Below are 11,982 nucleotides of genomic sequence, written 5' to 3'. Positions count from 1 at the left end.
ATGACCCGAAACAAAGTCGAGATTTGTGGCGTGGACACCGCAAAGTTGCCTGTTCTCACCAATATCGAAATGCGGGAATTATTTCATTCCCTTCAGCAACACCATGATCGCTCAGCAAGAGAGAAATTAGTGAATGGCAACTTGCGTCTGGTGCTCAGTGTCATTCAGCGTTTTAACAATCGGGGGGAGTTTGTCGATGATCTGTTCCAGGTTGGATGTATCGGCCTGATGAAAGCCATTGATAATTTTGATTTATCCCAGAATGTCAAATTTTCAACCTATGCAGTACCGATGATTATCGGTGAGATTCGCAGGTATCTGCGTGACAATAATCCGATTCGGGTATCCCGTTCACTACGGGATATTGCCTATAAGGCACTCCAGGTTCGTGACAGCCTGACAAATAAAAATTCACGCGAACCGACGATATTTGAAATTTCAGAGGCACTGAATGTGCCGAAGGAAGATGTTGTTTTTGCACTGGATGCCATTCAAGATCCGGTATCGCTGTTTGAACCGATTTATCATGACGGGGGAGACCCGATATATGTGATGGATCAGATCAGTGATGACAAAAACAAGGATGTGTCCTGGATTGAGGAGATTGCATTGCGGGAAGCGATGCACCGTCTCGGTCAACGGGAAAAGATGATTTTGTCGATGCGCTTTTTTGAAGGGAAAACCCAGATGGAAGTGGCAGATGAAATCGGGATATCGCAGGCCCAGGTTTCACGTCTGGAGAAATCAGCCATACAGCAGATGCAGAAACATGTGAAGTCGTAGGATGATATTTAACAAGAAAGGCGATCAGTCGGAGAATCATTCCATTGATCGTCTTTTTTTGCGCAAAAGGAAGGGAAGCCCCTAGTCCAGTGTACTCTTGCCCGAGTTGGCTGTTGTAATAAACAAGCGAAAAACAGTACATTTTTCTCCTTCAGCACATATATTGGTATAGAGGCATGCTGAACGGGCAGATGAGCTTTAACAGGGGGCGGGAGAATGAGAGTGAATACAAATGAGTCAATGTCACGCGGCATGAAAATTTCTGACTTTCAAACAAAGGATGTCATAAATATTACGGATGGTAAACGTCTTGGCCAGATCAGTGACCTGGAACTGGATCTGAAGCAGGGGCGAATTGAAGCCATCGTAGTCCCAGGATATAGCCGTTTTATGGGGTTATTTGGAGGGGGAACAGATCTAATTATCCCTTGGAGGAACATTGTGAAGATTGGCTCCGATGTTATTTTGGTTAAAATGGATGAGGTGAAAGAACAAGCGTATGATGAGCGGGACCGTGAAGCACGGTTATATGATGAGCAGCAACAAGGCCGCGCGGAGCGAACCGAACGATTGGAACGGCTGGATCGGAGTCAACGAAGAACGATTTAAATGAGACAGAATGCATCCACATTTGGTAAACTGAAAGTTGTGAGGTGATGAAGAATGGAAGCTTTTGTTTTGGACAAAGATGTCATTAAGGATATTGAAGAGAAAACGTATCATGGTGATCAAGATCCGCTGTTATTATATATTGAACCTTGGAAAAAGTTGTTTGAGCAGCTAACGGTTGGATTTACAACCAGACATGGCGGCGTTGGTCAGGAACCTTACGCTACACTTAATTGTGCGTATCACGTTGGAGATGATGCGGAGGCAGTGCTTCATAATCGCCGTCTCGTAACGGAGAAGCTCGCTTTCCCGCTGGAAGCATGGACTTGTGGAGAACAGGTGCATGGTAAAGCAGTGGCTGTCATTAGAGCTAAAGACAAAGGCAGAGGGCTGTTAGATCGCCAATCCGCATTGCAGGATACGGATGGTCTGGTGACTAATGTGCCTGGTATACTGCTGACTTCATTTTATGCTGACTGCGTTCCATTGTATTTTTATGATCCGGTGAATCAGGCTATAGGTCTTGCTCATGCGGGATGGAAAGGCACTGTGGCGGGTATTGCCGTCTCTATGGTGGAAACGATGGAGCGGGAGTATGGAAGCCGGAGAGAGGATATTCGAGCGGCTATTGGCCCTTCCATCGGGGATTGCTGTTACGAAGTGGATGAGGCTGTTATGCAGCATGTTCGGGTTTGGTTGGATGAACCTCAGGGTAATGATGAATACAATCCATCTGCTTCCAAGCGCATATATACACCTGCTGCGAATGGAAAAACGATGTTAAACTTGAAAGAATGTAATCGACACATTATGATGAAAGCAGGAATATTGCCGGATCATATCGAATGTACAACATGGTGTACAAGTTGTCATCCCGAACTGTTTTTTTCCTATCGTAAGGAAAATGGGGTAACGGGAAGAATGGCAAGCTGGATTGGGCTGGAAGAGAGGTGATCCTCTGTGTCATTGGAGGAGCGTATACAACAAGTGAATCAGAAGATTGAAGATGCGTGTAAGCGCAGTAACCGGCCTTTTGAGGATGTGAATGTGATTGCGGTCACGAAATATGTTTCACTACAAACGACGGGTGCTGTGCTGGATCATGGTCTTGAGCATATTGGAGAAAATCGCTGGCAGGATGCACAGGCGAAATGGGAAGCCTTTGGACAGAAGGGCACGTGGCACTTTATTGGTCATTTGCAGACGAACAAGGTGAAAGACGTCATTGGCAAGTTTGCGTACATCCATTCACTGGATCGTTTGTCACTGGCGAAAGAGCTGGATAAAAAAGCTGCTTCACTTGGAATTCAGGTGAACACGTTTATGCAGGTGAACATTTCAGGCGAAGAGAGCAAGTACGGTCTGCAGCCTGAACAGGCAAGTTCTTTTCTGAAGGAAATTCAATCGTTCAACAACCTTAAGGTCATTGGTCTTATGACAATGGCGCCTCATGAGGAAGATCCAGAGTTGACGCGTCCTGTATTTCGAGGTTTGCGTGAACTGAGAGAAGATTTGAATGGACAAGCATTGACAGTTGAGCCGATTACCGAGTTGTCCATGGGCATGTCCAACGATTTCGAAGTGGCCATTGAAGAAGGAGCAACCTGGGTGCGGCTTGGATCAATTCTCGTAGGAAAAGAGGAGGGAACACGATGGGCGTAATGAATAAATTTATGAATTTCCTGGGACTTCAGGAAGAGGAAGAGATTGTAGAGCGGGAGCGCCTTGCTGCCCAGGAAGAACACGAGCCTGAACAGCAGGAAAATGAAACCTCTGCACTTGATAAACGTAGAAACCAAAGGGGTAATAATGTGGTTAGCATTCATTCCCAGAAAAATGTAAAAGTTGTCCTTTATGAGCCTCGTTCTTATGACGAAGCACAGGAGATTGCCGACCATCTGCGGTCGCATCGTACCGTTGTTGTGAATTTGCAGCGAATCCGTCAAGATCAGGCTTTACGTGTGATTGATTTTCTGAGCGGCACGGTATATGCCTTAGGCGGCGGTATATCTAAAATTGGCGGCAACATTTTTCTCTGTACGCCAGATACGGTTGAAATTCAGGGAACCATTACGGAGATACTGGCTGACAGCGAGCAAGATTATAACAGAATGAGGTGAGCCTTTTTTGTATCAGATGATTGAAGGTATATTGGGTACGCTATACCAGATTTATTTTTACATGGTTATTGTCTACATATTGATGTCATGGCTTCCCAATGCACGGGAGAGCTTCATCGGTGAATTGTTAGGCAAATTTGTAGAGCCCTACTTAAGTCCTTTCCGCAGGTTTATCCCGCCTCTGTTCGGTGTGCTGGATATTTCCCCGATTGTCGCGCTGCTTGTTCTTCGACTGGCGCTTGTTGGGTTACTCTCTATCGTTCAATATTTGACATTTTAGGTTAGGGTGACATAGATGAGTGCTGATATTTACGAACATTTTAGCCATGATGAGCGGGACTTTGTGGATAAAGCTTCCGATTGGATTGAACGTGCGAGCAAGTTTCATGATCTGAAGCTCACCGATTTTCTTGATCCAAGGCAAGTGTTTATTCTCCAAACCCTGGTCAACCGTACCGATGACGTTCAGATTCGTCTGGACGGCGGTTACGAAGCGGCCGAACGCAAACGTGCATTGATTGCACCCGACTATCGATACCTGGATGAGGAAGATATGGGGATGCAGGTGCTTAGCATTACGTCTGACGATCAGAAAATCTCGGAACTGGAGCATGGGGACTATATGGGTTCCCTGCTTGGTCTCGGGATGAAACGAGGCAAGATTGGAGATATTCAAGTGCTGGAGGATGGTTGCCATACTGTAGTGGCAGCAGAGACCGGCGCTTTTTTATCGCTTCAATTGAATCAGGTGCATCGGTTGCATGTATTCACAGAGTTATTACCATTGAACCAGATGAAATGGTCTGCGACGAAATTGGATACGATAGATATTACCGTTGCATCGTTGCGGCTGGACGGCATCTGTGCAGATGTCTATCGGCTGAGCCGAAGCAAAGTATTGGTTCCAATCAAGGCAGGGCGCTGTAAGGTGAACTGGAAAGTGGTGGAAGACCCATCGAAGCCACTCAAGGCGGGGGATGTGGTATCCGTTCAAGGGTTTGGCCGATTCAAGGTCTTGGAACAAGATGGAATGACCAAAAAGGGACGTTGCCGTGTGAAAATCGGGAAATTTGCTTGAGATTGTTGCAGGATAATCCGAATTCTTGTCGAAATGTTAAACGTAAAGGTAAAAAAATACTCGGTGTTTCCGATATACATTAAAGTGCAAGATATTTGGAACTCTAATTACGTCATGTGACAGAACTTGCATTCCGTTAAAGTTGCTGGATTCAGGTTCGGCAAATTTTTGTACGGCCTTATGGGTGGAACCCATATGCTGCAAACCTTCTCTAAGTGTGAGAAGGAATTTTTACAGGAGGTGGACAGCATGCCATTAACGCCGCTGGACATACATAACAAGGAATTCTCCCGACGCTTGCGTGGGTATGACGAGGATGAAGTCAATGAATTTCTGGATCAAGTCATCAAAGACTATGAAGGCGTCATCCGCGAGAACAAGGAGCTGAGCAATCAGTTGCTGTCCGTTCAGGAGAAGCTGGATCATTTTGCTACCATCGAGGAGACTCTTAGCAAAACGATCATCATTGCACAGGAAGCTGCTGACGATGTGAAGAATAACGCGAAGAAGGAAGCTCAGTTAATCGTGAAGGAAGCAGAAAAAAATGCAGACCGAATCGTTAACGAAGCACTTGGAAAATCTCGTAAGATTGCTTTGGAAGTGGAAGAACTGAAGAAACAGGCATCCATCTATCGCGCGCGTTTCCGCACGCTGGTTGAAGCTCAGCTTGAACTGTTGACACAGGATGGTTGGGAAGCGCTGGAGAGCCGCGAGCAGGAAGTGCGTGACCGTGAGCGGGAGATGAAAGAGATTTATTAGTCTGCCGCCCGGTTGACTTTTGCGGGTAAAGAAGCTATAACTATATTCATATTGAATAGTGATTCCATGACGGGCTCAGTACGTTATGATCTCATCCCTCAGAGAGTTGGTGTCTGGTGCAAACCAACGGATGAGTTATAGCCGAATATCTCCCCGGAGAAGTGACGCTGAAGCGGTGAAAGCATTGCCGTGTGTAAGCTGAACCGTAAACCGTACGTTATAACGGTACCCTGCGTCAGTTTAGCGGGGCTTAAGCGCTGTTGATGACAGAGCATACTCAGGGGAACCTGAATGTGGTTTGTGATGAACAGAATTAGGGTGGTAACGCGAGCAGAACCTCGTCCCTTTCCAGGGACGAGGTTTTTTTGTGTCCGAAAACGGTGAGCGGAATCTATTGAGCTACAATGGTGTATGTTTAATGTTTTACAATCGATTCATCTTAACAACAGAAAGGAAGTCGAACAGCATGCAACGAGTGGATGTCAAAGAGAAAGCACGTGCAAGAGAACTACGTGTGTTAAATAAATGGAAAACGGAGAATACGTTTAAACGCTCCATTGCGAACCGGGAAGGTAAGCCGAACTTCGTATTTTATGAAGGTCCGCCTACAGCGAATGGTAAACCACATATCGGTCACGTTCTCGGACGTGTAATCAAAGACTTTGTGGGTCGTTACAACACGATGAAGGGTTACCGCGTTGTGCGTAAAGCGGGATGGGATACACATGGTTTACCTGTAGAGCTTGGTGTACAGAAGAAGTTGGGCATCTCCCACAAGTGGGAAATCGAAGATTATGGCGTGGAGAAATTTATCAACGAATGTAAAGCAAGTGTTTTTGAATACGAGCAGCAATGGCGTGATTTGACGGAAGGGATCGGATACTGGACGGATATGAATAATCCGTACATCACTCTCGACAACAACTACATCGAAAGTGTGTGGAACATCCTGGCGACGATCCATGAGAAAGGTTTGTTGTACCGCGGTCACCGCGTAAGTCCATACTGCCCTTCCTGCCAAACAACATTGAGTTCGCATGAAGTTGCACAAGGATACAAGGACGTTAAAGATCTGAGTGCAACAGCGAAATTCAAGCTACAAGACAGCGGAGAATTCATACTGGCTTGGACGACGACACCATGGACACTTCCTTCTCACGTTGCTCTTGCTGTGAACCCCGAAATGGGTTACTCGCGTGTACGTCAAAACGATGAAGTGTACATCATGGCAACGAATCTGGTGGAAAAAGTAATGAAAGATAGCAAAGGCGAGTATGAGATCATCGGTGCACTGAAAGGTGCAGACCTGGTCGGTAAAACGTACAGCCCGCCATTTAACTACGTACAGGCTGAGAAAACAAACATCGTGCTTGGTGCAGGATTTGTAACGGATGCAAGCGGTACGGGTATCGTTCATTTGGCTCCTGCACATGGTGAGGATGACTACCGTGTATGTCGCGAGAATGGCATCAGTTTTGTAAACATGGTTGATCTGGAAGGTAAGTTTGTAGCAGAAGTGACTGATTTTGCAGGTCGCTTTGTAAAAGATTGCGACATCGACATTGTAAGATACTTGTCCGAGAACGGCCGTCTGTTCAGCAAAGAGAAATACGAGCATAGCTACCCGTTCTGCTGGCGTTGCGATACTCCACTTCTGTACTACGCAATGGACAGCTGGTTTATCCAAACAACAGCCATCAAGGATCAGTTGATTGCCAACAACAGTGAAGTGGAGTGGTATCCGGGTCATGTGCGTGAAGGCCGATTTGGGAAGTTCCTCGAAGATCTCGTGGACTGGAACATCAGCCGTGACCGATACTGGGGAACGCCGCTGAACATCTGGGTGTGTGAAGAGACAGGTGAACAGTTTGCTCCTCACAGCATTGCCGAATTACGTGCGCGTGCCGTAGGCGACGTGCCGGAAAATCTCGAATTGCATAAACCTTATGTGGATGAAGTGAAGGTGCTCAGCTCTTGCGGCAAATACGAAATGAAACGTACACCTGAAGTGATCGATGTATGGTTCGACAGCGGCTCCATGCCGTTTGCGCAGCAGCATTATCCTTTTGAAAATAAAGAAGTATTTGAACAGCAATATCCGGCGGATATGATCTGTGAAGGGATTGACCAGACGCGCGGCTGGTTCTACAGCCTGCTCGCAGTGTCCACGCTTTTGACAGGCAAAGCGCCTTATAAAGCCGTTATGGCAACAGGACACGTACTGGATGAAAATGGCCAAAAGATGTCTAAATCTAAAGGTAATGTTATCGATCCTTGGGAAGTTATCGAGGAGTACGGTACGGACGCATTCCGCTGGGCGTTGTTGTCTGACAGTGCACCGTGGAACAGCAAACGTTTCTCCAAAGGCATCGTAGGGGAAGCAAAATCCAAAATGGTGGATACGCTGGTGAATACTCATGCATTCTTGACGCTATACGCGACCATCGATGGATTTGATCCACAGGAACACCCATTCCAAGTGTCTGCTCACAAATTGGATCGCTGGATTTTGTCCAGATTGAACAGTCTGATCCTTGTGGTAGAAAAAGCATTGTCCGTGAACGACTACCTGAACTCTTCCAAAGCGATCGAAGCCTTTGTAGATGAGCTCAGCAACTGGTATATCCGCCGTTCCCGTGATCGCTTCTGGGGAAGTGGTTTGACAGAGGATAAGCTGGATGCGTATCGTACCCTTACCGAGGTGCTCGTGACTACAGCGAAACTGGTTGCGCCATTCACTCCAATGCTGGCTGAGGATATCTACCTCAACCTGACAACTGGCGAAAGTGTGCATATGGATGACTATCCTGTAGCGAATGAAACATTAATCGATGCGGATCTGGAACAAGATATGGAAACAGCTCGACGTGTGGTTGAGCTTGCGCGTAACGTTCGTAACGAGACAGGTATCAAAACGCGTCAGCCATTGTCCGAGTTGATCGTATCCCTTGACAAAGGTTTCGATCTGGCAGGTTATGAAGAGATCATCAAGGAAGAGATCAACGTCAAAGGAATCCGTACAGAGCACAACGATGCCGAATTTGTTGATTTCACTCTCAAGCTGAATCTTAAAGTGGCGGGTAAAAAATACGGTAAAAACGTAGGTTTCCTGCAAAACTTGTTCAAAGGCATGACGGCGGATGAGACCCGTAAAGTGGTAGCGGATGGTGCATTCAACGTCGTTTCTCCGGAAGGGGAGGAGCTACAGGTGACGGATGAGGAGTTGCTCGTTGAGAAACAGGCTAAATCAGGCTTTGCTTCCGCATCCGGTTATGGTTTGACGGTAGCTCTCAACACCGAAATCACAACCGCGCTGGAGCAAGAAGGTTGGGTACGTGAAGTAGTTCGGGCGGTACAAGATACCCGCAAACGTCTGGATCTGCCAATCGAGAAAAGAGTGCGCCTGACGCTGGATGTGGATGCGGATATTCAAGCAGCTATTGAAGCATTCGACGATGTTCTGCGTGAAAATGTACTGGTGACGGACGTGACATTCGGTCAAGTGGATGGTATGGAGCGTGTAGAAGCCGGAGGCAAAGGCATCGGAATCTATATTGAAGCGTAATGAACAAGGATAAATAAGGTTAAAATAAATGAGCCGCAGTTAAGGAAGGAAGTTGTTCCTGAAGCTGGGCTCATTTGTTTTTTTGTTTGTTTTTCCACCGATAAGGCAATGATTAAATTGTGCAGTTTTTTAGAAAAGATACACGTTCGTTTGATCTATATTCATGAAGGATTGGAGCGAAACATGAGCGAACAGGATAAGTCGGCTGAGTCCAGTGCAACAGCAGCAGCGGAAATAGCAAAGGTGGACACGGCGAATGATAAAATTGAAGAATTACATACGTTAACCAACCGTCTTGCGAGTGAGCTGGAGCGTTCACGTATTGCACAGTATACGGAATTGTTAAATCGGCCGTGGAAGCTAATCGGGCTGAATCTTTTGTCTGGTGCAGCCAGAGGTGTAGGAATTGCCATCGGATTTACTTTTTTCGCGGCCACCATTATCTATGTGTTACAGGTTCTTGGTGCATTAAATCTACCCATCGTCGGAGATTATATTGCTGATATTGTACGAATCGTACAAAGGCAGCTTGATATGAATACGTATTGAAAAAAGGCTTTAGATTGCACAGCTCTAAACAAACACTTAATACGTGTCATCGTCATCTGAGTTTGGTTCAAGTAATCCTAAGCCCTCGCCATTCTTCAGGTACTGTCGGTATTGGCGATTACGTACAATGGAAACATCGTGGCCATAAATATCCGTTGCGACAAAGCTTTCGTAAGCCTCAACAAAGCCGTCCAGCTCTTCCGTAGCTTCAATAGCCATCACATCATAGCTGTCGATATTACCGTTTTCCGCCATTGCCGGGGAATTCGAGTTGCCCCAACTCTCCACGATCTGCCAAGCGTCTTCGCCGTCAAAACCATTCTGATCATCCCGCTCGTCCAGACTGGTACGTCCAAATGATGGGGCGAGGAACTCTTCTTCCACAGGCCGATTCTCGGAAACGATGGTTTCCGGTTGATGCTTTTTACAGTACTTTGTGTATGGAACGGCCTCCATACGCTCATAAGGGATCGGTTGCTGGCAGACAGCGCATGTACCGTAATGACCTTCTTCAATTGAGTGCAGGGCGGAATCAATACGTTCGAGTTGAAATTCATCATGCTCCAGCAAGGAGATGTCTTTTTCTCGTTCATATACCTCTGTGGCAAGATCACCAGGATGATTATCAATCGGTGACAGTTCACCTGTTTGTAGTTTTAATGAGTCTCCAAGGCCGTAGTGTTCGTTCTCTGACAACCGGTGTTCGATATCCCGTTTATCTGACAAGAGCTGGGAACGCAATGATTGCATTTGCTCGGTTGTAAAATGTGACATGGCTTTCCCCTTTCTATTCCATTTGGAATCCGGTTTTTTCTCCGTTCTAGGATGTGCCTTTTGGAGCAGGATTACAGAAGGCAAATGTTATCGGTTTTTCCAATCCGCCTAAGCCAATATTGCTTCGCAAGGTTGCCACGTCATGGACGATCTCTGAATAGCTGTGCTACAATAAATAAGTCTGGCGAATGCTTGGTATCGCTGGAAAAGACAAGAACGGAGTGACAACAAACGTGGTGTATTATATCCTTGCTTTTATCGTATTTCTAGTGGATCAGGGAACAAAGTATCTGATTGCTACCCGGATGGAGCTTAGAGAAGAAATTCCGGTCATTGGTAATTTTTTTGTCATCACTTCCCATCGAAATTCAGGTGCAGCGTTTGGTATCCTGCAGGATCAACGCTGGTTCTTTATTGTGGTGACCATTATTGTGGTTGTCGCCTTGATTTGGTATTTGCAAAAAGTAAAAGATACCCCGCACAAATTGCTACCAGTAGCGCTTAGCCTAGTGCTTGGAGGAGCGATTGGTAACTTCCTTGACCGTGCGTTGACGGGGGAAGTTGTAGACTTTGTGCAGCTTAATTTTGGGAGTTACACGTTTCCGATTTTCAACATTGCTGACTCGGCCATCTGTATCGGGGTAGCTTTGATTATTGTGGAGACATTATTGGAAGGACGTCGTGAAAAAGCGGCCGCGAAGATTGAAGGGAATGAGCATCATGAGTAATTTGAATGAGGAACAACGCAATAACGATGAGCAATTTAATGGCGAGGAACGTATGGAATGGATCGTTGCCGCTGAACATAAGAAGGAACGTGTGGATAAATATATTACAGATGCTGTAGATAACGTGTCTCGCTCGCAAGTGCAACTATGGATTGCAGATGGTGCAGTTACAGTCAATGGTGCTCTGGTGAAGTCCAACGCGAAGCTGTCAGAAGGAGATCAGATCGTATTACAGATTCCCGAGCCTGCTGCGGTGGAGATTATTGCGGAAGATATCCCGCTTGAAGTGGTTTATGAAGACAGTGATCTGATTGTCATTAACAAACAACGTGGACTGGTCGTACATCCTGCACCGGGGCATACATCAGGAACACTTGTGAACGCTCTAATGTACCATTGCAAGGATCTTTCCGGTATTAACGGAGAACTGCGTCCAGGGATCGTACATCGGATTGACAAGGATACGTCAGGCTTGATTATGGCGGCCAAAAACGACCGGGCGCATGCTTCACTAGCTGCCCAGTTGAAGGAGCACAGTGTGAACAGGCGTTATATTGCACTCGTTCATGGGCATCTCAGTCATGATCAAGGTACCATAGATGCACCGATCGGAAGGGACACGAATGATCGTAAAATGTACACAGTCACCGAACGTAACAGCAAACATGCAGTGACTCATTTTACAGTGACGGAGCGCATCAACGATTATACCTTGCTCGAGTTAAAGCTCGAAACAGGGCGTACCCATCAGATCCGGGTGCATATGAAATTTATCGGTCATCCTCTTGTTGGTGATCCGACGTACGGGCGGAACAAAGGCATCAAAATGAATGGACAGGCTCTGCATGCGGCAACACTTGGTTTTGTGCATCCTTCCACAGGAGAATACATGGAATTCAGTGCACCGATTCCGCAGGATATGGAAGATGTACTCGCTTCGCTGAGAAGCCGCTGACCTTTGAAGAAAGTACAAATGTTCGGATATTTTGTCCATGGTGTTGAATGCTCAAATGCTTC

Annotated in this window: 13 protein-coding genes and 1 other annotated feature; of the genes, 12 read left to right on the top strand and 1 reads right to left on the bottom strand. The window is 46.3% G+C overall.

What is annotated here, in order from left to right; all coding sequences use genetic code 11:
- The 10 genes from sigG (at window position 1) to M3629_RS13465 (ending at window position 9,463) form a co-directional block, all read left to right on the top strand.
- Window positions 1-783 carry an RNA polymerase sporulation sigma factor SigG gene (gene sigG / locus M3629_RS13510; protein ID WP_110898501.1) on the top strand — a complete coding sequence of 261 codons (783 nt, stop codon included), beginning with the start codon at window positions 1-3 and terminating at the stop codon, window positions 781-783.
- Window positions 784-999: 216 nt separating this feature from the next.
- Window positions 1,000-1,392 (top strand): YlmC/YmxH family sporulation protein, encoded by a 393-nt coding sequence (locus tag M3629_RS13505; protein WP_251507105.1) that lies wholly within the window; start codon window positions 1,000-1,002, stop codon window positions 1,390-1,392.
- A gap of 54 nt (window positions 1,393-1,446) precedes the next feature.
- Window positions 1,447-2,346 carry a peptidoglycan editing factor PgeF gene (gene pgeF / locus M3629_RS13500; protein ID WP_251507102.1) on the top strand — a complete coding sequence of 300 codons (900 nt, stop codon included), beginning with the start codon at window positions 1,447-1,449 and terminating at the stop codon, window positions 2,344-2,346.
- A 6-nt stretch (window positions 2,347-2,352) separates the two neighbouring features.
- On the top strand, window positions 2,353-3,054 hold the full coding sequence (locus tag M3629_RS13495) for a YggS family pyridoxal phosphate-dependent enzyme (RefSeq protein WP_251507100.1): 702 nt from the start codon (window positions 2,353-2,355) through the stop codon (window positions 3,052-3,054).
- Window positions 3,045-3,512, top strand: coding sequence for a cell division protein SepF (locus M3629_RS13490; protein WP_090923746.1), 468 nt, complete (start codon window positions 3,045-3,047; stop codon window positions 3,510-3,512). Before M3629_RS13495 ends, M3629_RS13490 begins: the two co-directional genes overlap by 10 nt.
- Window positions 3,513-3,528: 16 nt before the next feature.
- A complete protein-coding gene (locus M3629_RS13485) occupies window positions 3,529-3,792 on the top strand; it encodes a YggT family protein (protein WP_090923796.1) in 264 nt (87 codons plus the stop codon).
- A 15-nt stretch (window positions 3,793-3,807) separates the two neighbouring features.
- Window positions 3,808-4,590 (top strand): RNA-binding protein, encoded by a 783-nt coding sequence (locus M3629_RS13480; protein ID WP_251507095.1) that lies wholly within the window; start codon window positions 3,808-3,810, stop codon window positions 4,588-4,590.
- A 249-nt stretch (window positions 4,591-4,839) separates the two neighbouring features.
- Complete coding sequence (locus tag M3629_RS13475; protein ID WP_090923744.1) at window positions 4,840-5,349, top strand: DivIVA domain-containing protein; 510 nt, start codon at window positions 4,840-4,842, stop codon at window positions 5,347-5,349.
- A 57-nt stretch (window positions 5,350-5,406) separates the two neighbouring features.
- Window positions 5,407-5,698 (top strand) — a binding site (T-box leader).
- A 117-nt stretch (window positions 5,699-5,815) separates the two neighbouring features.
- Complete coding sequence (gene ileS / locus M3629_RS13470; protein WP_251507092.1) at window positions 5,816-8,914, top strand: isoleucine--tRNA ligase; 3,099 nt, start codon at window positions 5,816-5,818, stop codon at window positions 8,912-8,914.
- 183 nt (window positions 8,915-9,097) lie between these two features.
- A complete protein-coding gene (locus tag M3629_RS13465) occupies window positions 9,098-9,463 on the top strand; it encodes a DUF5665 domain-containing protein (protein ID WP_251507088.1) in 366 nt (121 codons plus the stop codon).
- Window positions 9,464-9,499: 36 nt separating this feature from the next.
- Here M3629_RS13465 and M3629_RS13460 read toward each other — a convergent pair whose 3' ends face one another.
- The gene (locus M3629_RS13460) at window positions 9,500-10,237 is read right to left on the bottom strand and encodes a TraR/DksA C4-type zinc finger protein (protein ID WP_251507086.1); all 738 of its coding nucleotides are present in this window, start codon (window positions 10,235-10,237) and stop codon (window positions 9,500-9,502) included.
- Between the two features lie 233 nt (window positions 10,238-10,470).
- On the opposite strand from M3629_RS13460, the gene lspA reads away from it, so the two are divergent.
- Both lspA and M3629_RS13450 read left to right on the top strand, forming a co-directional pair.
- Complete coding sequence (gene lspA, locus M3629_RS13455; RefSeq protein ID WP_090923795.1) at window positions 10,471-10,965, top strand: signal peptidase II; 495 nt, start codon at window positions 10,471-10,473, stop codon at window positions 10,963-10,965.
- A gap of 52 nt (window positions 10,966-11,017) precedes the next feature.
- A complete protein-coding gene (locus M3629_RS13450; RefSeq protein WP_251507441.1) occupies window positions 11,018-11,920 on the top strand; it encodes an RluA family pseudouridine synthase in 903 nt (300 codons plus the stop codon).
- Window positions 11,921-11,982 lie beyond the last annotated feature (62 nt).

Origin of the sequence: Paenibacillus polysaccharolyticus (genome assembly GCF_023714295.1) — a bacterium.
GTDB classification, from domain to species: Bacteria; Bacillota; Bacilli; order Paenibacillales; family Paenibacillaceae; genus Paenibacillus; species Paenibacillus polysaccharolyticus_A.
The sequence above is the reverse complement of the archived record's forward strand: the minus strand, read 5'-3'. Positions and strand labels throughout refer to the sequence as shown.

Excerpts from the sequence above, each read along its gene's own strand:
- sigG (WP_110898501.1), top strand. The coding sequence starts at position 1 with ATGACCCGAAACAAAGTCGAGATTTGTGGCGTGGACACCGCAAAGTTG.
- M3629_RS13505 (WP_251507105.1), top strand. The coding sequence starts at position 1,000 with ATGAGAGTGAATACAAATGAGTCAATGTCACGCGGCATGAAAATTTCT.
- pgeF (WP_251507102.1), top strand. The coding sequence starts at position 1,447 with ATGGAAGCTTTTGTTTTGGACAAAGATGTCATTAAGGATATTGAAGAG.
- M3629_RS13490 (WP_090923746.1), top strand. The coding sequence starts at position 3,045 with ATGGGCGTAATGAATAAATTTATGAATTTCCTGGGACTTCAGGAAGAG.
- M3629_RS13485 (WP_090923796.1), top strand. The coding sequence starts at position 3,529 with ATGATTGAAGGTATATTGGGTACGCTATACCAGATTTATTTTTACATG.
- M3629_RS13480 (WP_251507095.1), top strand. The coding sequence starts at position 3,808 with ATGAGTGCTGATATTTACGAACATTTTAGCCATGATGAGCGGGACTTT.
- M3629_RS13475 (WP_090923744.1), top strand. The coding sequence starts at position 4,840 with ATGCCATTAACGCCGCTGGACATACATAACAAGGAATTCTCCCGACGC.
- ileS (WP_251507092.1), top strand. The coding sequence starts at position 5,816 with ATGCAACGAGTGGATGTCAAAGAGAAAGCACGTGCAAGAGAACTACGT.
- M3629_RS13465 (WP_251507088.1), top strand. The coding sequence starts at position 9,098 with ATGAGCGAACAGGATAAGTCGGCTGAGTCCAGTGCAACAGCAGCAGCG.
- M3629_RS13460 (WP_251507086.1), bottom strand. The coding sequence starts at position 10,237 with ATGTCACATTTTACAACCGAGCAAATGCAATCATTGCGTTCCCAGCTC.
- M3629_RS13450 (WP_251507441.1), top strand. The coding sequence starts at position 11,018 with ATGGAATGGATCGTTGCCGCTGAACATAAGAAGGAACGTGTGGATAAA.